Here is a 22,774-nt window from a genome sequence, read left to right as displayed (position 1 = left end):
GGCCGCCGTACAGCTCCTGCTCGGCGTCGGAGATCCCACTCGCCGCCGGGGCGCGTTTCGTCCGGATCCTCACCGTCGGCGCCTCCGATCGGGTGACGGCCCCCGGCCGGCTCCGAGCCCTGCCGCCCGGGACCCGGGGTATCGCGCTGTACGTCCCTGCCGTGCCGTGCGTGGACGGTGGACGTCGTGCTCGAATTCGGTGGCGACGCACACGGAATGCAAGGTGGTCCTCCCTCTGGGCGCGTGTGGAGCACTGGTGTTCCAGGAAGCGCCCCCGAGGAGGTGGGTGCGTGGGTGCCGGGCCCCGGAGGCAGGTGTCGGGCGGATGGTCTCGGTACGCCGGGCGAGCGGTCAAGGGTCCGCGACGGCCGGGGCCGCTCGCTCCGGATGCGGGAGCCGGTGACCGCCCCTAGCGTGGCAGGCGTAACCCCCCAACCAAGGAGTGATCATGGGCAAGAGTTCCATGGACAAGGCCAAGGGCAAGGCCAAGGAGATGGCCGGCAAGGCCACCGGCAACGAGCGCATGGAAGCCGAGGGCAAGACCGACCAGGCCAAGGCCAACGTCCGCGAGGCCGCGGAGAAGGCCCGCGGCAAGGCGGCGGGTGCCCGCGACTCACTCCGCGACAAGCACTGACCGGCTTCGCCCCGCACGCGCGACGCCCCCCGGCCCTCTGGGCCGGGGGGCGTCCCGCTGCCCCGGTGGTGTGCCCCCGTCCCGGCCATGAAGCGTTCACCAAGGGTGTCGCGGCGGGTGGCGAGCCCGGTGAGCGGCGGGCGCGGGACGCTCGGGACGCCTGTCGCCTGATCCGGTCCGAGCGTGCCTGATCCGAGCGGGCCCGATCCGCGTGGGCCCGAGGATTCACCTGAACGGCTGTGGACGGTGCACCTCCGGCAGCGACGGGAGCCGTCGACGCCGGAGCGGGTGACCAGGACGGAGGGCCGCGACAGGCCGGAGTCGGCGGAACGCCCGGCCGGGGCCGTGGCCTACCGCGTACCGGGGCCCGAGGGGCGTTCAACGGCTCTTATATTCTCGGGCGATGGTGAATCGAACCGCTGCTCCCGGGGTCGGCCTCGCCCGGGTGATGGCGCACTGCGGAGGCGACCTCAAGGCGGCCGTTCATTACGGGGTGAGGGCCATTGCCTCGGCGCCCGAGGCCCCGGAGCCGTACGAGATCCTCGCCGAGCTGTGGCGGGACCGGCGGCAGGACCTGGCCGAGGTGCTTCAGGGCAGCGACTCCCTGCCGGCGGTGCTGGCGCAGGCGTATGTCGGTTTCCTGGAGAACGACATGGATTTCGCCGTGATGTCCCTCGGCTCGGTGACCGGCGCGCAGCCCTCCGTCGCCTGGGCGAAGGCCCCTTGGTTCAGCGACGCGCGCTTCCTCGCCGGGGTGGGGCCCGAGGCCGTGGCCGAGGCGGTCATGCGGACCATGGACCACGGCAGGGACCTGGAGGCACCCGCGGTACGGGAAGCGCTCCGCCCCTGGTTCGACCTCCTCCCCGTGGTCTGCGACCGTGAGCCCCTGCCGGAGGCGATGGCCAGGATGGCGATCTTCCTGCGGGCGAGCGGACTTGTCGAAGAGTCGCTGGCCCTCTGTGACCGCGCCGACTCGATCGAGCGGGTCATGCTGACGGAGGTCGTACGGGCGGGGACCTGGCGCAAGTCGGGCGATCCGGCACGCGCGGCGGCGGCGTTCCGTCGTGCCCTCGCCCTGGAGCCGGACAACTGGTCGCTCCATCTCGACCTGGCCGACCTGCACGCCGAGCAGGGCAGTTTCGCCGACGCGGCGCGATGTGCGGCGGAGGGGCTGGAGCACGGGCCGGAAGAGATCACGCTCCGCGCGGCCGAGGCCGCCTACCGCGCCCGGCACTCGGGCGAGCCGGACGCCTTGCGCGAGTTGATCGGACTGTTCCCCCGGCTGCCCCACGACTCGTACCGGGACCTGCTGGTCGACCACGCGTGCGCGGGCCCTTCCCTGCCCGCGGAACTCATCGCCGAGGCGCGCGGCATCCAGCGAGGCTGAGGGTGTCCGGGCTTCCGTCGTAGGCCTCGCGATGACCCGGGGTTTCCGCAGGTGTGCATCCCTGATCCGACGCCGGTGGTGAACGGGCGCTCTCCGCACCGGTGTTGCGGCAGAACCGAGGTCACCTTCCTCCCCTCCCCGCCAGGAGGTGGGTGAGTCCGGTCGGGACCACATGATGTTGAATGGCACCGGTCAAGACAAAGGGACGATTGCGGCGGAGTGGAGAGCGTATGAACAGGCTGAGGGGCGCGCTGACGGTGATTCCCGCGGCGGCGGCACTCATCGCCGTCGGGACGGCGACAGCGGCGTCCGCGGCGGACGGCACCGCGAGCGGCGCGCCTCCGTCGGGCGCCACGTGTGTGTCGACGACCGGCGCCAAGGCATGCTTCGTCGCCTACGGGGACCGGGTCTATGTCAAGGACACGAAGGCGAACGGGGAGTCCGTCGCGGGCACGATCAAGTCGAAGCTCCCGGCGCACTGGGGCCGTGAGTGCTTCAACGACCGTGGTGAGGCCGGTGGTTGGGTGATGTGCAACTTCGACGTGCCGGAGAACCAGAAGGGTGAGCTCTGGGCCGTCAGCAACCCCTTCATCGGCAGCCAGGCCTACACGGACATCTGGACCAGCGACACCATCTGAGCCGCCGACCGCCGACCGCCGACCGCCGACCGCCGACCGCCGAGACGGACGGCCACCCGCTGACACCCGGGTCCCCGGCCGCCAAGTCCTCACGTACCCGAGGGACATCTTCCGCGCGCCGGGGGTGACGCTCCCCCTGGCCGGGTTCTCACTCTCCTCGCCGGGACGGCACGAAGCCCCCGCCCGTCGCACCGTGCGGGCGGGCGGGGGCCTGCCGGGATCGCTTCCCGGCGGTGGGTGGATCAGCGGGCGAACGGTCCGCCCAGTCGGTTGTACGACATCTTCAACGACGTCACGGAGTAGGACTTCGAGCCCGTCGCCGTGATGCCCGAGGCGGAGCCCTTCAGCTGGTGGACGAGGCCCCAGCGGTTGTCGGAGCCCAGCTGCTCATTGGTGTCGATCAGGAGGTCCGAGCGGCCGTCCCGGGTGAAGTCGGTGAGCTTGAGGTGGGCGCCGAACAGATCGTCGGCCTCGGCGGTGCCGGTGATGCCCGAGGTGTCCTGGGTGAAGGACTTGGCACCGGTGCCGGACAGGCCTCCGGCGCGGCCGAGGAGGACGGTGACCGTGCCGGCGTCGCGCGTGGTGCCGAGGTCCTCGCCCGGGATGCCGACGGCGAGGTCCGCGTAGCCGTCACCGTTGACGTCACCGGCGGCGACGGCCGCGCCGAAGCGGTCCCCGTTCTCGGAGGAGCCCGGCACGCCGGCCGTGTCCTGGGTGAACTTGACCGGTTTGCGCGCGGAGTTGGGCCCGTTCGAGCCCCCGTACTGGACCGTCACGTAACCGCGTTCACGGTCGCCCGGTTCGTAGCCGCGGCCGATGGCGAGGTCGCCGTAGCCGTCCTTGTCGAAGTCACCGACGGAGAGGAGGTCGCCGCTCTGGTGGCCCCCGTCGTCGGGCACCCGCACCTCGGCCGCGCGCTGGGTGAAGGTGCTGCCGCCGCGGTGGAAGTAGGCCCGCAGGTCCACATCGCTGTTGCGCTGGAGGTCGGCGCCGAGGATGTACAGGTCGGTGGCGGCGTCGGCGGTGACCCGCCCGGCGACCAGGTCGGCGCCCCACAGGAGGCCGTAGGAGTCGCCCAGGGAGCTCCAGCCGCTCTTGCCGCCGGCGCGGGTGAAGGGGCCCTTCAGGAGGACCACACCCGCCCGGCTGTTGCTGGTGACGGCCAGGTCCTGGTCGCCGTCGCCGTCGAAGTCACCGGACACCACGTCCTCACCGAACGCGTCACCCGCGTTCTCGTACTCCTGCGGGACCGGCGAGTTGAAGACCGTGCCCGAGCCGAGGCCCTGGGCGCCACCCCACACGACGGTCAGCCCGCCGCGCATCTTTATGTCGCCGACGTTCTCGCCGGGCGAGGAGACGACCAGGTCGGCGTAGCCGTCGCGGTCGAGGTCGGCCGTGGTGGCGGCGGTTGCCCACCCGTCCCCCGCCTCCACCGAGCCCGGGATGCCCGGCGAGTCCTGGTGGATGGTCTGGACGCGGGTACCGGGACCGGACGAGGTGCCGTAGACGACGGTGATGCGGCCGTCCTTGCCGTGGGTGCCGCCCTGCATGACGAGGTCACGGTAGCCGTCGCCGTTGAAGTCGTCGGGCAGCTTGGCGGGAGCCGCCGAGGCCACGGGGGCGGTCAGGAACGGTGTGCAGACCGCTGCCACGAGGGCCACGGCGGCAGCGAGCGCGGTACGTCTGGCGTGCATGGGACTCCGTTGTCGAGAACGTGCTGTGAGTGACCTGTGAAGAAGATCAGATCGACTGCGCTCTACGACATACGGGGTGGCCGGATGGTTGTACGGATTCGGACCGCGATCGTTCGGAAGGGTGAGGCCGGGACGGCGGCCGCTCCTGCCCGGGCCGGGCGCACTGCCGCCGGGTGCCGGCCCGCTGCGGCACGGGCGGCACCCTCCTGGACGGCGGCCCCGTCACGGAGTGAAGGTCTGCGCCCGTTCGGGGATTCGGGTTGCGGACCCCTTCGGAAGGGGAAAGATGGGGCACTGGTCGGCAGCGTCAGCGGAGGTGTCAGGTGCGGAGTGGTCTGCGAGCCGGCAAGGTGGTCTCCTTCGATGTCGCGAACGGGCTAGGCCTCATCGCGCCCTACGGCGGTGACGAGCACGTTCCCTTCCAGGCACAGGCCATCAGGTTCGTGGACCGGGTCACGGAGGGACAGCCCGTCATCTACGCGACCGAAGGGGCGGTCGCGGCGGTACGAGCCGTGGAGGTCCGGCCCGCCTGACCCTCCGGGGCGGGGTGCGGAGTGCCGGAGCTCCGAGGAGACCGCCCGGTGCGGGCGAGACCTCCCGGGAACCCCGGCACGGCCGCTCAGCGGACCCGGATGAAGACCACGTCGTAACCGCTGTTCGTGGAACGCGACTTGACGTACACACCGTCACTGCCGCCGTTGGGGTTACCCGTGTTGCCCTCGACCGTGGTGAAGGACGACCCGGACACCGTCCGCACGAAACCTATGTGTTCGTTCCCGCCGGTGAAGTCGCTTCCGCCGTCCCAGTCGAAGGCCACGATGTCACCCGGCTGCGGGCTGGTCGTCACCGACAGGTGGTAGTTGCCGGCCCGCGCCTGCTTGACCCAGCCCGAGACATAGGAGTTGCGGTAGGAGGTGGCCCCGGTCTGCTTGGCCACCCAGCTCACGAAGGTCGCGCACCAGGCGTAGTCGCTGGTGGACAGCGAGAGCCCCACCGCGGAGCCGTAGCTGTTCGCGCGGGCGCTGCCCTCGACCGTACCGACCTCGGCCGCGGCCACGTCGAGCATCTTGGCGTAGCCACCGCCGGGCGGGGGCGACGACGGCGGGGTGACCGCGCCGTACAGTGCGGACTTGGTGTTCGGACCGACATGGCCGTCGACCGAGAGACCCTTCTCGGCCTGGAAGTCCCGGACGGCGCTGTCGGTGAGCGAACCGAAGTCGCCGTCGACGGCTAGGTCGGCACCGTGGTGGTTGAGCAGGCTCTGCAGCTCGGTGACGCAGCCGCTCCGCTGCCCCTGGACGATCTCGCCGGGGCAGGAGGCGGAGTTCAGGTTGATCGGCGCGGGCGCGCCGTTGCCGCCGCCACCGCCGATGTTCGCGTACAGGGCGGCCTTGGTGTTCGGACCGACCTCGCCGTCGGCGCTGAGGCCGCTCGCGGACTGGAACGCCTTCACGGCCGCCAGGGTCTGGGGGCCGAAACTGCCGTCGACGTCGAGGCTCTGGCCCTTGCCGTTCAGCAGCGACTGCAGCGTGGCGATGCAACCGCCGCTCTGGCCCTCCACGATGTTCTCCGGGCAGGATGACGACCGCAGGTCCAGGCCCGTCGAGGGTGACTCGTCGGTGTCGTACAGCGCACGCTTGGTGTTGGTGCCGACCTGGCCGTCGGCCGTCAGGCCGTAGGAGGTCTGGAAGCTGCGCACGGCACTCGCGGTCCCGGCGCCGAAGTCGCCGTCGACGTCCACCGCGTAACCGTGGTGGCGCAGCAGCCGCTGGAGCTCGGTGACACAACCGCCCTTGTCGCCCTGGACGATGTTCGCGGGGCACGAGGAGGACTGGAGGTTGATCGGGGCCGGCGCCGAGCCTCCGGTCGCGTACAGCTTGCTCTTGGTCGCGGGGCCCACCCGCCCGTCCACGGCGATCGCGGTGGACGCCTGGTACTCACGGACCGCGTAGAGCGTACTCGGCCCGAACTGGCCGTCCACCACCAGACCGGCACCGTGCGCGTTGAGCAGGTTCTGCAACTCCGTCACACAGCCGCTGAGTTGACCCTGCACGATCTCGACGGGGCAGGACGCGGAGGTCAGCTTGATCGCGGCGGGCGCGGCCGCCATCGCGGGGCCGGCACCGAGCACGAGGCCGGCCGAGATCATCGCCGCGGTTGCGGCGAAGGTCCCGACGCGGATCCGCCACCCGGTCCCGGTGCGGCGCGCCTCCCGGCGCCGTGAGCTTGCGTCTTCGGTGCGCACTGGGGGCGCGAGTCTTCCCATGGCGGCGAGGTTCTCCTTCGTTCGCTGGAACACGGCCTGACGCATGGTCATGTGACGGCCGTCGGGTGTGTCCGGTGCTTTCCGGCCTGCGCCGCGTGGTCACGGGGCCGGACCCGGTCCGGACGAGGAGCGGGAACACGCGTCCCCGGCCCGCCCTCGCTCCGCGAGGACGGGCCGGGACCCGGTGTCGGTCGGCGGGGCCGCCGTTCGGACCGGTCCGAACGGCGGCCCCGCCGGGTGAGCCGGGCTGATCAGGCGGCGAAGCGCTTGAACGCCGCCCGGGTGCCCGCCCCGGCGACGCCGTCGATCGCGCCCGTGTAGCCGTAGTCGTCCGCCAGCAGACGCTGCAGCGCCTTGATGGTGTTGGTGCCCGGGTCCCCGTCGATGGCGCCCGTGTATCCCCAGTACCTCGCGAGGCAGCGCTGGAATGCCTTCCAGCTGTTGGTGCCCAGCTGGCCGTCGATGGAGTCGGTGTAACCCCAGTAGTCCGCGAGGAACTCCTGGACGTTCTTGGCCTCGGCCGTGGTCAGGCCGAAGTTCTGCGTCGCGGCCGCGGCTGCGGGCTGTACGGCCACGGCGGACCGCGCGGTGGTCGCGGTCGCCGCGAAGCTGGTCCCCGCGGTCGCCACACTTCCGGCGGCGAGGCCGGCAACGGCGATGAGGCCGGCGATGGTCCTGCCCAGAGCGTTCGGTCGCATGCGTTCCTCTTTCGGTCGTGGGTCGGCACCTGTCCCGCCCGGCGGGCAGGTGGCGAGATCCAAGGTGCGGGCGACCCGGGCGCGACGGCTACCTCCGCGGCGCAGGTGGCGGCTTTTCGGGACGACCACCCCGCTGACCTGGGACGCCACCGTCCCGCAGGACGGTGGCGTGAGACACCTGTGACAGATGTGGTGGGCTCATGCAGAATGCGCAACAGCGGAGGGGGCCGCTGTTGACACCGATGAACGCATTGGGGGGAAACATGCCGCGCTCCAAGGTGCTGCCCGCCGAACTAGATCCCTGCGCCCGGCAGTTGATCGAGCAGTTACGTCGACTCAAGGACCACAGCGAGTTGACGATGCGGCAACTCGCGGCCAAGACCGGCTACAGCGCCAGGTCGTGGGAGCGCTACCTGGGAGGTACGACGCTGCCGCCCGGGGAAGCGGTCGAGGCGCTGGCCCGGATCACCGGCGCCGACCCCGTCCCTCTCTTCGCGTTGCACGAGGTCGCCGCCGCCACCTGGGGCAGCCGCCGTGCCGGCCCGGCCGCACCACCCCGGCCCACCGCGCCCGTGCGGGAGCGGCGACACCAGGAGGGACAACAGCCGGAACGGCAGCAGGAGAAAGAGCACGAAAAAGAGCAGGAGCAGGAACAACAGCGCGAGCGCCCGCGGGAGGGGAGAGGGGATCAGGGCGAGGAGCGGGAGGAGAAGCAGGGACAGCCGATACCACCGATACAGCAGACGGAGCCGCAGGTCGCGGCACCGGCCTCGTCGATCGACCGCACGCCGTCACCCGCCCCCGCCCCCGGCCGGTTCCCGCACATCGCCCTCACGGCGGGCGTCGTCGCCCTGACCGTCGCCGTACTGGCGGCGGTGCTGCTCATGCTGCGCCTCGACGAGGACGGTGCTCCGGCGCCTGTCGTGGTCTCGCCCCGCACCACCACGGCCTCGCCACCGCCCACCTACACCTGCCGCATCACTCGCGTCGACGGTCACTGGTCGGCCGGCATCAACGACGGCCGGAACACCGAGATCTTCTACGGCGCCACCGGTGCCGATGTCGCCGAGGCGCAGTGCCTGCTGCGCCGGGCAGGCATCTCACCCGGTGGGATCGACGGCATGTTCGGCCCGTTGACCCTGCGGGCGGTCAAGGCGTTTCAACAACGCGCCGGCCTGGTCGCCGACGGCATGCTGGGGCCGCGCTCCTGGAAGGCGCTGCGCGGATGACTCCGAGCGCACCCTCGCCGTCGGGTGCCCGACTGGCCATCGCGCTGAGGCAGTTGAAGCAGCGCACCGGGCTGAGCCTGGCGCAGCTCGCGAACGCGACCACCTTCAGCAAGTCGTCCTGGGAGCGCTATCTCAACGGCAAGAGCCTGCCGTCCCGCAGTGCGGTCAAGGAGCTGTGCCGTCTCGCCGGTGAGCCCGCGGACCATCTGCTGGCGCTCTTGGACATCGCCCGAACGGACCGAACGGACCGAACGGACCGAACGGACCGAACGGAGCGGACCAACCCAGCGGATCAGGTGGGTCAGTCGGACCGGACGGACCCGACGGAGGACATCCAGTCGACGCGGGAGCCACCCGCGCGGCAGCTCACCGCCACCCGAAGCGACCCTCCGGCTGCGGCCCCCGCGACCGACGCCCCCGCGACCGACGCCCCCGCGACCGACGCCCCCGCGACCGGCGCGTCCGCGACCGACCCGTCCCCGACCGACTCGTCCATCACCGCTCGGCCCGTCAGCTCTCCGCCCGCCACGGGCCGGAGCGAGACAGCCGCGAGCGAATCAGCACCGCGCGCCCCTGACCACGCCCGCTTCGGCCCGGCCACCCACCGGCGCGCAACCGTCCTCGCCGCCCTCGCGTCCGCGCTCGGCGCCGTGGTCCTGGGAACACTGGTGCTGACGCACCTTCCCGCCGCCCCGCGCAGGCAGGTGTCACCGTCCCCCACATCCCCTCCGGTCACGGGGGCACTGTGCCGGCACACCGCCTGCGAGAACAAGGACCCGATCTCGACGCGGTGCGCCGCATCCCCGTTGACCCTCGCCGAGCACGAGACCACCACGGGAGCCTGGATCCAAGTCCGCTACAGCGAGGAATGCGGGACGAGTTGGGTGCGGATGTGGGGCGCGGCCGTGGACGACCGTGTCGAGATCCGTGTGGGCGGCCGGGACGACTCCCTCCGCGCCGCCCGGGTCACCAGCCGCAACGAGGCGGACACCTATGTCCACACCACCATGAGCGTGATCAGCCTCGGGACGTCCGTGCGATCCTGTTTCCTTCCCGCGGCGGGCGGCCGGAAGGAATGCTTCGAGGCGCGTACGCAACGCGAGAAATCCGCACCCTGAGTTCGGCGACGGCGCGTGGAGACGTGAGCTCGGACTTGAGTCTCCCGCAGGGGGAGACCGGAAGATGAGCCCATGGACGGCGACATCCTCTACTCGATCGGTGAACTGGCCCGGCGCACCGGGCTGGCGGTCAAGACGATCAGGTTCTACTCCGACCGCGGCATCGTGGCGCCCGTCGCCCGCACACACGCGGGCTACCGGCGCTACGCCCCGGAGGCCGTCACCCGCCTCGCCCTCGTGCGGACCCTCCGAGAACTGGGGCTCGGCCTCGATGTGGTCCGCCAAGTCGTGGATCGGGAACGCACCCTCGATGAGGTCGCCGCGGAGCACGCCGCCGCACTGGACGTGCAGATCAGCATCCTGCGTCTGCGGCGGGCGGTGCTGACGGCCGCCGCGGAACGCGCGCCCACCCCCGAGGAGATGGAACTCATGCACCGGCTGGCCACCCTCTCGGAAGCCGAACGCCGACATCTGATCGACGACTTCCTCGACAACGTATTCGACGGTCCGCTCGGTGGCTCCCGCCTCGCGGGGGTCCGGCGCTCCATGACACCCGAGCTGCCCGACAGGCCGACGGACGAGCAGGTCAGGGCTTGGGTGGAGCTGGCCGAACTGTCCCTGGACGCGGACTTCCGCGCCATGGTGCGCGGTCTGGCCGCCGATCACCTGGACGAGCCGCCCCGGGGCGCCCCCGTACGACCGCGCCCGGGCGTGGTCGCCGTCGCCCGTGATCTCGTCGGACCCGCTGTGGCGTCCGGCGTCAGTCCGTACGCGCCCCAGGCCGACGAGATCGTCGCGGTGCTCACCGCCCGGTGCGCGCGCATCCACCACCGTCCCGACGACGGCGCCCTGCGCCGGTGGCTGCTGCACCGTCTGGAGGCCGTGAACGACCCCCGCAGGGAGCGGTACTTCCGTCTGCTCGCGCTGGTCAACGGCTGGCCGGAGCCCGACCGGCTCGCCCCGGTGCTCGACTGGTCCCTCACCGCCCTGCGCAACCGGGCGGCTCGATGACCCGGCGGTCCCACCGGCCCGCACCAGCGACGGGGACCGGAGACGGGGGAGCGCTTCTCCGCCCGGTGGACGACGCGGCGCCGTGCCGGGTGCCGCGAAAGTGGGGGTACGAACCGGGCACGCCGCCGCGGCGGTGCCGTCTCCCGTTCCGGTCTCCCGGTGGGGGACGTGGCACCGCCGCGGCGGGGGAGGGGTCCGTCACTTGATGCCTGTCGTGGCGATTCCCTGGACGATCTGCCGCTGGAAGACCAGGAAGACCGCGATGAGCGGGATGAAGCCGAGGACCGAGGAGGCCATGACCTCGGCGTACTGGGGACTGCTCGGGTCCACCAGCGAGGCCAGGCCCACCGGGATGGTCTGGGACTTGGTCTGGCTGAGGACCAGCAGCGGCCACAGGAACGAGTTCCAGGAGCTGATGAAGGTGAGGATCGCGACCGTGGACACCGCCGGGCGGCAGATCGGCATGCAGACGTTGGCGTAGATGCGCCACCAGCTCGCCCCGTCGATGCGGGCCGCCTCGATCAGCGCCGTGGGGATGCCGCGGAAGAAGGAGTGGAAGACGAACACCGAGATCGGTGCCGCGACCGACGGCAGGACCAGTGCCCAGAACGTGCCGAGCAGGTGGAACGACCGGTACTCGATGAACTGGGGCAGCACCAGCGCTTCGGTCGGCAGCATCAGGCCGGCCGTGGCGACGGCCATGACCACGCCCCGGCCGCGGAACCGCAGGAAGGCCAGCGCGAACCCGGCCATGGAGCAGAAGGCCACCGTGAAGATCACGGCGAGCACCGAGATCACCAGGCTGTTGAGGTACCAGGTGCCGATCGGATGGTTGTCCCAGGAGGTCGAGTACGCGTCCAGTGACCAGCCGCCGGCGAAGATCGACGTGGGACTCTGGGTGATGGACGCGTCGTCGCGCAGCGAGGTGATCAGTGCCCAGACGAAGGGCACCAGCCAGATCAGGGCGAACAGGGTCAGGCACACGGCGCAGAGCCGGTTGAAGAGCTTGGCGCCGTTGACCGCGCCCTTCGGGTCGGCGGGCCGCGGCTGGGTGATGGTGGTCATGAGTCCTCCGCTCAGGCCGCGCTGCTGGTCGCACGACGGCGCCGCAGCCCGTACCAGGCCGCCGAGATCGCGACGATGATGACGAAATACACCATGGTGGCGGCAGCGCCGTAGCCACCCCGGTAGGCGGTGAAGCCGGTGTCGTAGATGTACTCGATGACCGGTCGGGTGGACTGGTTGGGTCCGCCGCCGAGCAGCTGGTAGATCTGGTCGAACACCTTGAGCGAGGCGAGGATCTGAAGGATCAGCACCAGGCTGGTGGTCCGGCCGAGCAGGGGCACCGTGATGTGGCGGATCTGCTGCCAGGGGCTCGCGCCGTCGATCGCCGCCGCCTCGTAGACGTCCGCGGGGACGTCCTGGATCGCGGCGGTGAAGAGGACGAAGTTGAAGCCGAAGGTCCACCACACGGTCATCAGCACGACGGCGGTCCAGCCGCCCGAAGTGCTGCCGATGAAGTCCGGCACCGGCAGCCCGACGGCGTCGAAGACCTTCGGTATGAGGCCGATCTGCGGGGTGTACATCCACAGGAAGACCAGGGTGACCACGGAGGACGGCACGACGTACGGCAGGAAGAAGGCGATGCGGTAGAAGAGCCGGCCGCGGCGCATGCGCGAGGCCAGGATGGCGACGCCCAGGGCGAGGATCACCAGCGGGGGAGTGGTCAGCAGCGTGAACAGCACCGAGTGCCACAGGCTCTCCCAGAAGAGGGAGTCGCCCAGTACCTCGCGGTAGTTGGACAGGCCGACGAAGTCCCCGAGGCCGCTCTTGACGGTGGTGGTGTTGAAGAAGCTCAGCACCACGCCGACGAGCAGCGGGCCGACCAGGAAGAGCAGGTAGACCACGAGGAAGGGGGCGGTGAGCAGTCTGCCCGCCCTGCGTTCGGAACGGGTGGGCCGGTCGGCGGTCAGGCCCGTGGGGGCAGCCGCGGCGGGTGCCGGTCGCGTCGGGGCGACGGTCGTCATGGTGACTGCCTCCTACTTCATCGTGACCGGCGGTCGGGACGTGGTGTACCGCTTCAGGGCGGAGCGCATCGCGGACGCCATGCCCTTGGGCGTGATGCGCCCGTTGAGCGCCTCGATGACCGTGCCGCCGATCACGCCCTGGAAGTCCGAGCCGGCGCCGGTGTACCAGGCCACCGGGTCGTACTGGGCGTTGAACGCGGCCTCGACGTAGTTGCGCTGCGGCGACTGGTCGAGGAACGCCTTGCTGTGCTGTGTCGGCAGCCAGGCCGGGATGTGCCCGCCCTCGGCCCACACCGCGCTGCTGTCGAGGAGACTCTTGACGAACTTCGAGGCGTTGCGGGTACGGGTCTCGTCGCCGCGGTCGTTGCGCGGCAGGACCAGCGCGTGCGAATCGGCGTACGCCACTGGCTTCGAGCCGAGCAGCGCCGGGAACGGCACCACGTTGAACTTCAGGTTCTTGACCGCCCGGTACGTCGGGATCTGCCACTCGCCGTCGAAGAGGAAGCCCGACTTGCCCGTGGAGAACAGGGCGTTGGCGCCGGCTCCGGTGAGGTTCTTCGGCATCAGGTCCGGGCCGGTCAGGCTCTGCATGAAGGCGACCGTCTCCTGCATCGCCTCCTCGTCGATGGCGATCTTCGTCCCCGAGTCGGTGACGATCGGGCCGGCGAGGCCGGAGTAGACCATGCTGAAGAAGCGCCAGGCGGTGGACGGGTCGGCGGTGATCGACATGACCGCGCCGAACCGGGCGCCGCCGGCGTCCTTCATCGCCTTCACCGCGCCGACGAAGTCCTCCTTGCCCTTGAGGGGCACGAGGCCGTCACCGGCGGAGTTCAGCAGTCCCGCCCTGCGGGCGATGTCGACGTTGTAATAGAGCACGAAGGGGTGCGTGTCCAGCGGGACCGCGTACACCGTGCCGTCCACGGTGGCCTTCTTCCAGGCCGCCGGAGTGAACTTGTCCTGGGTGACACCCAGTTCCCCGAGGGGGGTCCGCTCGATCGGCTCCAGCAGGCCGGACGCGGCCAGCAGCGGAAGCCGCGAGAGGTGGGTGATGCCGACGTCCGGTGGCGTGCCGCTCGCGGTGGCCAGTGCCAGCTTGGTGTAGTACGGATTGCCCCAGCCCAGGATGGTCGCCTCGACCGTCGTTCCCGGGTCGGCCTTCCGGAACGCCTTCTCCATCAGCACCATGTTGGCGCCGTCACCACCGGTGAAGAGGTTCCAGAAGATGACATCCGCCGTGTTCGGCTGCGAGCCCGTCAGGCCGGACGCGAGCGGGGAGGAGCACGCCGCGAGCCCTCCGGTCAGGGCAAGGCCACCGCTGAGGGCAAGAAACCGTCGGCGAGCCATCGCTCCGCTCATAGGGGTATTCACCTCGTTAATTCGATGTGAACTCGATGGCGCAGACCCTCGCACACGTTTTGCAACGATGCAATAGATCGATGGAAAGGAGTCCGCGGAGCCGCTGTCGTGCCCCTGCCACCCTTCTCTCGCGACCTGGCCGGGCAGGGTTCCGCGGCCTTTCCGGGGTCGGCCGCGCAACGGCGCGGGGGGAGGATCGGCGGCGGCGTGTCCGCCTCGCCATGCCGGTCAGGGCTGGGATCACACTGACTCACACCCTCATAAATCGGGCACCTCGGGGGCGCGCGTGCGCGCCGCGCCCGACGTGCCGGACCCAGCCTGCACCTGCCGGGCCGTCGTCCACCGCGACGGGGATCACACAGCGACAGGCGTCACATCGCGGGGGTCGGCCCCCGCACCGGCTCACCCCTGGGCGGGCTCGCGACGCGAGGACTCCCGGACGACGAGGCGGTACGGGGTGGTCTCCTGGGGGGCCGCGGGCACCGCTCCGGCCTGCGCGTCCTCGGCGGAGTCGGTGCCGGCGGGCTCGGCAGGGGCCCGCATCTGCTCCTCCAGCAGGGTCAGCGAGCGCTCGGCGATGGCGTCGAGGTCGGGGGCGACGGAGGTGAGCGGCGGGTGGGTGTAGGCCGACTCCTGGATGGCGTCGATGCCCACCACGGCGATGTCCTCGGGCACGCGTACCCCGGAGGCGTCCAGGGCTCGCAGCGCGCCGACCGCGAGCGCGTCGTTGAAGGCGAAGATGGCGTCGGGCAGCGGGCCGTCGCCCTCCAGCAGCTCCCGTACGGCCGCGTAGCCCTGCTCCCTGGTCCAGTCCTCGACCGGTACCACCAGCCAGTTCACCCGTCGCACCCGGGCCGCCGACATCGCCTGCTCGTACCCCTCGGTGCGCTGGCGGCCGTTCTCGCTGCCGTTGCGGCCGAGCGCGACGATCCAGCGGCAGCCCTGCTCCAGGAGGTGTTCGACCGCGGTGCGGGCGGCCTCCACGTTGTCGATGCCGACCCGCGGGAACTGGTCACCGACGGTGTGCTCACCCAGCATGACCAGCGGAAAGTCCGGCTTCTTGGCCGCGATGCCGTCGGCCGGGAGGGTCAGGGCGCTCAGCAGCACGCCGTCGGCGACATTGGTCAGGCCGCCCTCCAGGATCCGCCGTTCCACCTCGCTGTCGCCCGCGGTCGACTCCACCAGCACCGTGATGTCGCGCCGGGCTGCGGCCCGGATGACGGCCTGGGCCAGCTCGGCGAAGTAGGGCTCGGCGACGAACGGCACCGCCAGGGCGATGAAACCCGTCCGGCCCGAGCGCAGGCCCCGGGCCAGGTAGTCCATGCGGTAACCCAGCTCGTCGAGTGAGCGCTGCACCTTGGCGCGGGTGTCGGGGCTCACGTGCGAGAAGCCGTTGACCACGTTCGACACCGTCCGCACCGACACCCCGGCGTGCTCGGCCACGTCCCGCATCCGCACTCTGGCCACTGGGGCCTCCTTCCCGTCGTGCCGGCACCCGGAGCCTGCCGGGTCCCCCCCCGGCCCGGCGTCCGGCAGGCTCTCAGAGTCTGCCGCACCGGGGAGCTCCGACTCACTCTCGCACCTCGGTAGGCCTTGCATCGATGCAAACGATCACTCATGATGGCAGGGCTTCGATCGTAGAAACGCCTATGCCGGGAATTCCGGATACGGCAGGAGGAGGATCCGTGAGCGCGAGCGAGCAGGACGGGACGTATCCGAGGCCGATCCTGCGGCGGGAGCGGTGGCACAGCCTCGACGGCGTCTGGGAGTTCGGGTACGACGACGCCCGCGAAGGCGAGCGTGACGCGTGGTTCTCGGAGGAGGCGACGGGTGCCTTCGACCGGGAGATCACCGTCCCCTTCCCGCCGGAGGCCCCGGCCTCCGGCATCGGCGAGACCGCACCCCACCCGGTGGTCTGGTACCGCCGCCGCGTACCCCACGAGGCACTCGCCGTCAGCGGCGGCGACCGCGCGCTGGTGCACTTCGGAGCCGTGGACCACCGGGCCAAGGTCTGGCTGGACGGCCGGCCGGTGGCTGAGCACGTGGGCGGCCAGACGCCGTTCACCGCCGACGTGACCGACGCGCTGCGCCCCGGCGCCGACGAGCACGTGCTCGTCGTGCGGGCCGAGGACGACCCGGCGGACCTGGCACAGCCGCGCGGCAAGCAGGACTGGCAGGACCGGCCGCACGCGGTCTGGTACGAGCGGACCACCGGCATCTGGCAGTCCGTGTGGACCGAGACCGTCTCGGCACGGCACATCGCCGACCTGGCCTGGATCCCCGACCCGGCCCGCGGCGTCGAGGCCGAGATCACCCTCGCCTCGGTGCCGGCCGCTCCCGTCAGCGTGGAGATCGTGCTGACCCACGACGGCGAGGTGCTCGCCGAGTCCACCACCGCCGTCCGCACCCCGCGCAGCCGCGTGGACCTCGTCGTCCCCGCCCTGCGCAACGGCATCGACCGCGAGGATCTGCTGTGGAGCCCCGAACGGCCCACGCTGATCGACGCACGGGTCACCGTCCGCGACGCCGCCACCTCCGAGGTCCTCGACACCGTCGACAGCTACGTCGGACTGCGCAGCGCCGGTGTCGGCCGGGGCGCCTTCCTGCTCAACAACCGCCCCTACTACGTGCGTTCGGTGCTCAACCAGGGATACCGCCCCGACACCCTGATCGCGAACTCCGGCACCGCCGAACTGCGCCGCGAGGTCGAGCTGATCAAGGCGATGGGCTTCAACGCGGTCCGTATCCACCAGAAGGCCGAGGACCCGCGCTTCCTGTACTGGGCCGACCGGCTGGGCCTGCTGGTGTGGGGCGAGACCGGAGCCGCGTACGAGTACGGCACCGAGGCCGTGGAACTGCTCACCCGTGAGTGGCTGGACATGGTGCGGCGGGACCGCAGCCACCCCTCGATCGTCACCTGGGTGCCGGTCAACGAGAGCTGGGGCTGCTCGGACATCGCCGACGACCCGGCGCAGCAGGCCTACACGATCGCCCTCGCGAACCTCACCCGCGCCCTGGACCCGACCCGCCCGGTCATGTCCAACGAGGGCTGGGAGCACACCGACAGCGACATCATGGGTGTGCACGACTACTCCTCCGACCCCGAACTGCTCACCCGCCGCTACGGCGACGCCGCCGGGTTCGAGGAACTGCTGGCCTCGCCGGGCCCGGCCGGGCGGACCCTCTCGCTCGACGGCCGGCAGACGGAGCGTTATCGCGCCGGTGAAGCGCCGCTGATGGTCACCGAGTTCGGCGGTCTGTCCGTCGGTGCCGAGGAGGACGAGTTCTCCTACACGCGGACCAGCACCGGCGCCCAGTACGCCGCCCTGCTCGGCGACATCTTCGGGGTGCTGCACAGGAGCCCGATCGTCGCGGGCTTCTGCTACACGCAGTTCATGGACACCGCCCAGGAGACCAACGGCCTGTTGTACACGGATGGTTCGCCGAAACTGCCGATGGAGACGATCCGCCGCATCGTCACCGGCACCGAGCCCGCCGCGGAGGAGAAGCCCGAGCCGCCGTTCCCGTCCGTCCAGTAGGACCGCGCCGCCTTCGCCCGCGGGTGGGCCGGGCGGCGGCCCGACGGGTGCGGGCACGTCGGAGGACGTGCCCGCACCCGTCCCGTCGTGGGCGGTGGCGCGTCGGTCAGACGCGGTCGGCCGCGATCAGGAGGTACTGGAAGGAGCCGTCCTTGTACGAGTTGATGAACGCCGTCTCGATGCCGGTGACCAGAGAGGACGTGGCACGCAGCTCCCAGTAGGGGAGCGTCTGCGGCGTCAGGTCGATGACGGCCTGCGGTACGAGTCGGTTGTTGGCCATCGCGCGAAGGTACTCACGGCGGGAGTGGATGTTGCACTCGAAGTGCGTGTTGATCTCGGAGACCCACTTCGACGGCTGGCCGTAACGCGGGTTCCAGCAGCCGGTGATGGTCACATAGCGGCCGCCGACCGACAGGACGCGGGAGTGCTCGGCGAAGAGGTCCTCCAGGTCGACGTACATGCTCGACTCGTTGTTCCAGGAGGCGGCGACCTGCCCCTTGTCGAGCGGGGTGTCGAGCATGTTGCACACGCGGGCACGGACGCGGTCCTCGATGCCGAGCTCCAGGGCACGGCGGTTGGCGAACTCCGCCTGTTTGGCGGACAGGGTGACGCCTTCGACGTTGCACCCGAACCGCTGGTGGGCCATGACCATGGAACCACCGCGACCGCAGCCGGCGTCCAGCAGCGTGTCCTCGCGCCCGACGGGACCGAGGTGGTCCAGGAGGACTTCCGCCTGGGCCGACTCCAGGCGGTGCAGTTCGGAGATCAGCCTGCTCTCGTAACCGTCGTCTCCGGCGTCCCCGAGAGCCGCGTGGTCGATGTCGCCGATGCCGTAGTGGTGGTGGTAGAGCCCGTCCACGTCACCGAGACGCAGATTGACGGGCCTGGCCTCGCCGTCCCAGTAGCGGGCGATGTCCCCTTGGTAGGGCGAGGCAGGACCGGGAATGAACGGGACGGTGTCGGTGGTCAGTTCGGCGCTGGTCATGGTGGGATCCGTTCCTTACCAAAAGTCGGGCAGGCTGTAGCGGTAGGTGTTGGTCTGGTGCCAGTAGTGGTTGCCGTCGACCCACACGGCCACGCCGCGCAGGAAGCGCAGCACGCTCGGCACGGGGCAGTCGGCCGCGAGGGAGGCGGCTTCGGACTCGAAGGTGTGCATGAGGTCGTTGTGGATCTCGACCGCTTTCAGATAGCCGTCCCGGTCCGAGACGCCCTCACGTTCGGCGAGCACCACGGGCAGGTTCAGATGCGTGCCCGGGCTGTCGAGTTCCTTGGTGTACGAGTAGAGGTCGTTCACGATGGTGGTGGCGTTCGAGGCGAGCGCGATGACGCGTTGCATCTCCGGCCGGGCGTGCAGGTCCGCCGGCAGTTCGTAGCCGCCGATGGTGTCCGTGATCGTCGGGCAGGGACGGAAGTTGTTGAACTGACGCATCGCCAGGTACTCCCAGACCTCCGGCACGTGGTCCGCCTCGGCCCAGGCGGCCTCGGCGAGGTAGCCCAGGTGCAGGCGGGCCATGTCGTGCCGGTACCGGTCGGCCTGCGAAGGAGTGGCCTGCTCGACGAAGTACGCCATGGCGGAGCGGTAGGCGCGCCGGGGCGCGTCCGACCGGAGCGACTGCGCCCACGGCTTCTCGTACTCCCCGGTCGTGAGCAGGGGGTCGAGAGCCGTGTGGGCCAGCAGCAGGCGGCTGCCGAGCCCGACCGGCGAACCGCCGTGGTCCTCGCAGTAACAGTCGTCGAGCACGTTCTCCGCGACCATCAGCCGGGTGGCGACCATGAGGTGATCGACCGTCGGTGCGTCGGGATGGCAGGCCACCATGTAGCGGCCGACGGAGAAGCCGTCGAACTGGTCCTCCCACTCAGGGGGGTAGGCCTGGACCTCGTCGACGGCCCACCGTTTGATCCTGCGACCGACCTCCTCCACCCGCACCGGGTCGGGCGGTGTGACCGGGTGGTGGTAGAGGCCGGGGACCGGCGTGCCGTCCTCCGGCGTACCAGCCTCCCGCGGCGCCGGTGGCGCCGGGGGTTCCTCCGGCCGGGTGAGGAACAGACCGGTCGTGCCCAGCCCGCTGGGCCCCCGCAGGATGCGTTCCAGGGAAGGGGCCGCGGGTGGATCCAGCGAGGCGTCGCTCGCCGCATCGCTCTCCAGCACGTGGTGTGCCACCGAGTCGCCGGCGACGGCGTGGCCGGATCCGGAGGGGGGGAGGCGGACACGCGCCCCCACGAGGGCCATGGCGTCAGCCAGGCGCGACCGCACGGGGGAAGGCCCGGGCTCGGGCATCCTTGGCTCCTTGGTGAGAGGGGGAGGGCCTCGCCGGGCCGGGAGACCTGGGTGTGGACCTGAGCGGGACCCCGGGCATGGACCTGGCGGGGGCGGGGCGGCCGAACGCGCGCCCGCCGGGGATCACGGGACGACAGCCCTCAGGGGCGACTGCGGGCGATCTGCACGTTCTCCAGCACGCCCAGCGCGTCGGGCAGCAGCACGGCGGCCGAGTGGTAGGTGGTGACCAGGTACGAGAGGATCGCCTGCTCGTTGATGCCCATGAAGCGCACCGACAGCCCCGGCTCGTACTCGTCCACCAGGCCGGTCTGACGCAGGCCGATGACGCCCTGGTTGTCCTCCCCGGTGCGCAGGGCGAGGATCGAGCTGGTGTTCTCCTTGCTGATGGGGATCTTGTTGCAGGGCAGGATCGGGACTCCTCGCCACCCGGGGACCTGCCGGCCGTCGAGGTCGACCTGTTCCGGGTAGAGCCCGTAGGCGTTGAACTCGCGGCCGATCGCCGCGATCGTCCGGGGGTGGGCGAGGAAGAACTTGGTGCCCCGGCGTCGGCAGAGCAGATCGTCCAGGTCGTCCGGTGTGGGTGTACCGGAGTGGCTCTGGATCCGCTGCTTGAAGGCGACGTTGTGGAGCAGGCCGAACTCCCGGTTGTTGACGAGCTCGTGCTCCTGGCGTTCCCGCAACGCCTCGACGGTGAGCCGGAGTTGTTCCTTCGTCTGGTTCATCGGAGCGTTGTACAGATCGGAGACCCTGGAGTGGACGCGCAGGATCGTCTGCACGACGGAGAGTTCGTACTCCCGCGGGTGGAGTTCGTAGTCCACGAAGGTGCTCGGCAGATCGGCTTCGCCGGTGTGACCCGCCGACATGGCGATCTCGGCCTCGCCGTGGTGGGTCTGCGGCCGGAGTGCCCGGGCGCCGAACTGCTGCAGATGGGTCCGCAGGCCGGGGGCCGAGGACAGTACGGCGGCGAAGTCGGAGCGGGAGAGCGTCAGCAGGGTGCCCGCCGTCTGGGCGGTCAGGGTGCAGTCCCAGACGGCGTCGGTGTCGAGGAGGGCGTTCTCGCCGACGTGGCCGCCGTCGGCGAGCAGGGCGTCGGTCACCTCGTCCCCGTACCTGCCCACGGAGGTCCGACGGACCCGGCCGTGGGCGATCAGGTGGATCTGCTCGGCGGGGGTGCCACGGCGTGCCAGGACTTCGCCCGCCCGGAAGTCGCGCTGGACGCACCGGTCGGCGATCGCCGTCAGCACCTCGACGTCCTCGAAGCCGCGCAACAGGGCCAGCTCACCGAGTTGTCGGGGAATCACACGGACCGCGGCGCCGTCCTGGACGAACTCGATGTGTCCGTCGCCGACACTGTGGTTCAGGCGGCGGTTCACCCGGTAGGTGCCGCCCTTGGTCTCCACCCAGGGGAGCATCCGCAACAGCCACCGGGAGGTGATCTCCTGCATCTGCGGGGCGGACTTGGTGGTGGTGGCGAGGTTGCGGGCGGCCGCAGTGCCCAGGCTGGACTGCCGACGCGGCTCCAGCCCCGCTTCCGGGCTGGTCTCAACGGTCATCGAGCGGGGTCTCCTTTGCGACGGCGTCGATCGGCGTACGGACGCCGGTCACTGCGTGCGGAAACGGGTGGGTGAAACGCGGGGAATCCGTCCAGATCCACCGGAACCGTAACGGCCGCCGCGCCCGACCTGCCCGCTGTGCCAACCGAGTTACCTCGATGCAGCGATCTTGCTTCGAGTCGGGTTTATCGGATAACCGACGATATTCGGACAGCGGGATCACGGTCCGGCTGCTGTCCGGAAGCGGCCCGCGCCCTTGTCGTCGCCGCTGCCCGACGGCCGCTCGTGGCGCGGAGTTCGGGGTCGGGGGCGCAGGGATTCGGCCAGGAGGGACGGCGAGGCCGACCGGATCGCGGGCCGGAACCATCGGCTGTCGCGGGACACCCAGGGCCGTCGGTGTCCCGCGCGGCCGGGCCGAGCCGGGTCGGGCTGATCCGAGCCGGGCCGGTCCGAGCCGGGTCGGTTCGGGCCGAGGCAGGCGGACGCGGGCCGAGCGTGAGGCTGCGGCGAGCCGCGTCGATGTGCCGGGTGGCTCTTCGGCTCGGCCCGCCGCGCCGAACAGCCCTCTGTCCGAGGCCGCCAGGAACGCGTCGGAAGAGGGGACGTTTGTTCGCGCGTATTCGGTGCACACGATGAGCTGACACGATTCTTATCCGAGGAAGCGGAGCAGCCTCATGGGCATCATCGCGTGGATCATCATCGGTTTGCTCGCCGGCGCCATCGCCAAGGCCCTGATGCCGGGCAAGGACCCCGGCGGCATCATCATCACCATGCTCATCGGCATCGCCGGTGGTCTGCTGGGCGGCTGGCTCGGCAAGGTGATCTTCGGCGTCGACTCCATCGACGGGTTCTTCGACGTGTCGACCTGGATCGCCGCGATCGTCGGCTCCTTCATCCTGCTCGCCGTCTACCGCCTCATCACCGGTAACCGACGCTCGCACCGTCACGCCTGACCCGCTCGCGGCACACGCGCCCGGAACGCCGAACGGTCCTCGCGGGTCGGCGGGGACCCGGGCACGGTCGCTCGTCCACGGCCACCGGGGTGGCGGGCCACGGCCCGCCACCCCGGCCCGCGTACGGCACCCCGCCGGGCGCGGACGCGAGACCGAGGCCGGGGCCTTCGCCGCCGCCGAGCCGTGCTGCCGGTTGGCGGAGATCGGCTTCCTGTGCCCCTGGGGATGGCGCCGATCCTGACGGCGTCACGGATGCGGTCGGTCGCATCGACCGCGGAGGCATCGACCGCGAAGGCGTGTCACCGGCACGGCGGCCGGGTGGTGCGCCGGTTCAGAGGAGGGTGACGCCCATCCAGCCCGCGACGAGGATGCCGAGCACCGTGGCGTGCCGGG

At 70.9% G+C, this 22,774-nt stretch carries 18 protein-coding genes and 1 pseudogene; 9 read left to right on the top strand and 10 right to left on the bottom strand.

Annotation, left to right across the window (positions count from 1 at the left end):
• Positions 1 to 448 precede the first annotated feature (448 nt).
• The 3 genes from OG776_RS06960 (at position 449) to OG776_RS06950 (ending at position 2,659) form a co-directional block, all read left to right on the top strand.
• Positions 449 to 634: a CsbD family protein gene (locus OG776_RS06960; protein ID WP_187285469.1), complete on the top strand. Its 186-nt coding sequence runs from the start codon at positions 449 to 451 to the stop codon at positions 632 to 634.
• A 403-nt stretch (positions 635 to 1,037) separates the two neighbouring features.
• Complete coding sequence (locus OG776_RS06955) at positions 1,038 to 2,021, top strand: tetratricopeptide repeat protein (protein WP_148007243.1); 984 nt, start codon at positions 1,038 to 1,040, stop codon at positions 2,019 to 2,021.
• A gap of 230 nt (positions 2,022 to 2,251) precedes the next feature.
• Complete coding sequence (locus OG776_RS06950) at positions 2,252 to 2,659, top strand: hypothetical protein (RefSeq protein WP_148007244.1); 408 nt, start codon at positions 2,252 to 2,254, stop codon at positions 2,657 to 2,659.
• 242 nt (positions 2,660 to 2,901) lie between these two features.
• Here OG776_RS06950 and OG776_RS06945 read toward each other — a convergent pair whose 3' ends face one another.
• Positions 2,902 to 4,353, bottom strand: a complete 1,452-nt coding sequence (locus OG776_RS06945; protein WP_148007245.1) for an FG-GAP and VCBS repeat-containing protein — start codon at positions 4,351 to 4,353, stop codon at positions 2,902 to 2,904.
• A 323-nt stretch (positions 4,354 to 4,676) separates the two neighbouring features.
• On the opposite strand from OG776_RS06945, the gene OG776_RS06940 reads away from it, so the two are divergent.
• Positions 4,677 to 4,886 carry a hypothetical protein gene (locus tag OG776_RS06940; protein ID WP_148007246.1) on the top strand — a complete coding sequence of 70 codons (210 nt, stop codon included), beginning with the start codon at positions 4,677 to 4,679 and terminating at the stop codon, positions 4,884 to 4,886.
• A gap of 86 nt (positions 4,887 to 4,972) precedes the next feature.
• On the opposite strand, the gene OG776_RS06935 is transcribed toward OG776_RS06940, so the two are convergent.
• Together OG776_RS06935 and OG776_RS06930 are read right to left on the bottom strand one after the other, a co-directional pair.
• Positions 4,973 to 6,670, bottom strand: coding sequence for a peptidoglycan-binding protein (locus OG776_RS06935; RefSeq protein ID WP_329319555.1), 1,698 nt, complete (start codon positions 6,668 to 6,670; stop codon positions 4,973 to 4,975).
• Between the two features lie 200 nt (positions 6,671 to 6,870).
• Positions 6,871 to 7,317: a peptidoglycan-binding domain-containing protein gene (locus OG776_RS06930; RefSeq protein WP_148007247.1), complete on the bottom strand. Its 447-nt coding sequence runs from the start codon at positions 7,315 to 7,317 to the stop codon at positions 6,871 to 6,873.
• 263 nt (positions 7,318 to 7,580) lie between these two features.
• Between OG776_RS06930 and OG776_RS06925 the strand changes: the two genes are divergently transcribed.
• The 3 genes from OG776_RS06925 to OG776_RS06915 all read left to right on the top strand — a co-directional run bounded on the left by OG776_RS06925 (position 7,581) and on the right by OG776_RS06915 (position 10,675).
• Positions 7,581 to 8,546, top strand: a complete 966-nt coding sequence (locus OG776_RS06925) for a peptidoglycan-binding protein (protein ID WP_148007248.1) — start codon at positions 7,581 to 7,583, stop codon at positions 8,544 to 8,546.
• Positions 8,543 to 9,664, top strand: a complete 1,122-nt coding sequence (locus OG776_RS06920) for a helix-turn-helix domain-containing protein (RefSeq protein ID WP_329319552.1) — start codon at positions 8,543 to 8,545, stop codon at positions 9,662 to 9,664. Before OG776_RS06925 ends, OG776_RS06920 begins: the two co-directional genes overlap by 4 nt.
• 72 nt (positions 9,665 to 9,736) lie before the next feature.
• Positions 9,737 to 10,675 (top strand): MerR family transcriptional regulator, encoded by a 939-nt coding sequence (locus OG776_RS06915; RefSeq protein WP_148012690.1) that lies wholly within the window; start codon positions 9,737 to 9,739, stop codon positions 10,673 to 10,675.
• Positions 10,676 to 10,873: 198 nt separating this feature from the next.
• On the opposite strand, the gene OG776_RS06910 is transcribed toward OG776_RS06915, so the two are convergent.
• The 4 genes from OG776_RS06910 to OG776_RS06895 all read right to left on the bottom strand — a co-directional run bounded on the left by OG776_RS06910 (position 10,874) and on the right by OG776_RS06895 (position 15,525).
• Positions 10,874 to 11,740, bottom strand: coding sequence for a carbohydrate ABC transporter permease (locus OG776_RS06910; protein WP_148012689.1), 867 nt, complete (start codon positions 11,738 to 11,740; stop codon positions 10,874 to 10,876).
• A gap of 11 nt (positions 11,741 to 11,751) precedes the next feature.
• Positions 11,752 to 12,702 (bottom strand): carbohydrate ABC transporter permease, encoded by a 951-nt coding sequence (locus OG776_RS06905; protein WP_148012688.1) that lies wholly within the window; start codon positions 12,700 to 12,702, stop codon positions 11,752 to 11,754.
• A 12-nt stretch (positions 12,703 to 12,714) separates the two neighbouring features.
• A complete protein-coding gene (locus OG776_RS06900; RefSeq protein ID WP_148012687.1) occupies positions 12,715 to 14,046 on the bottom strand; it encodes an extracellular solute-binding protein in 1,332 nt (443 codons plus the stop codon).
• 414 nt (positions 14,047 to 14,460) lie between these two features.
• Positions 14,461 to 15,525: a LacI family DNA-binding transcriptional regulator gene (locus OG776_RS06895; protein WP_261994889.1), complete on the bottom strand. Its 1,065-nt coding sequence runs from the start codon at positions 15,523 to 15,525 to the stop codon at positions 14,461 to 14,463.
• Positions 15,526 to 15,743: 218 nt separating this feature from the next.
• Here OG776_RS06895 and OG776_RS06890 point away from each other — a divergent pair, with 218 nt between their 5' ends.
• Positions 15,744 to 17,597, top strand: coding sequence for a glycoside hydrolase family 2 protein (locus OG776_RS06890; RefSeq protein ID WP_148012686.1), 1,854 nt, complete (start codon positions 15,744 to 15,746; stop codon positions 17,595 to 17,597).
• Positions 17,598 to 17,703: 106 nt separating this feature from the next.
• On the opposite strand, the gene OG776_RS06885 is transcribed toward OG776_RS06890, so the two are convergent.
• The 3 genes and pseudogenes from OG776_RS06885 to OG776_RS06875 form a co-directional block, all read right to left on the bottom strand.
• Positions 17,704 to 18,582, bottom strand: coding sequence for a geranyl diphosphate 2-C-methyltransferase (locus OG776_RS06885; protein WP_148012685.1), 879 nt, complete (start codon positions 18,580 to 18,582; stop codon positions 17,704 to 17,706).
• Positions 18,583 to 18,597: 15 nt separating this feature from the next.
• Positions 18,598 to 19,808, bottom strand: a pseudogene (locus OG776_RS06880) (family 2 encapsulin nanocompartment cargo protein terpene cyclase).
• 207 nt (positions 19,809 to 20,015) lie between these two features.
• Positions 20,016 to 21,428 carry a family 2B encapsulin nanocompartment shell protein gene (locus OG776_RS06875; protein WP_148012683.1) on the bottom strand — a complete coding sequence of 471 codons (1,413 nt, stop codon included), beginning with the start codon at positions 21,426 to 21,428 and terminating at the stop codon, positions 20,016 to 20,018.
• A gap of 674 nt (positions 21,429 to 22,102) precedes the next feature.
• Here OG776_RS06875 and OG776_RS06870 point away from each other — a divergent pair.
• Positions 22,103 to 22,381 carry a GlsB/YeaQ/YmgE family stress response membrane protein gene (locus tag OG776_RS06870; protein WP_148012682.1) on the top strand — a complete coding sequence of 93 codons (279 nt, stop codon included), beginning with the start codon at positions 22,103 to 22,105 and terminating at the stop codon, positions 22,379 to 22,381.
• The last annotated feature ends 393 nt before the right edge of the window (positions 22,382 to 22,774 follow it).

It is taken from the genome of Streptomyces sp. NBC_01689, from assembly GCF_036250675.1.
GTDB lineage: Bacteria > Actinomycetota > Actinomycetes > Streptomycetales > Streptomycetaceae > Streptomyces.
Note: the sequence above shows the minus strand (reverse complement) of the source record. Positions and strands in the feature narration are given on the sequence as shown.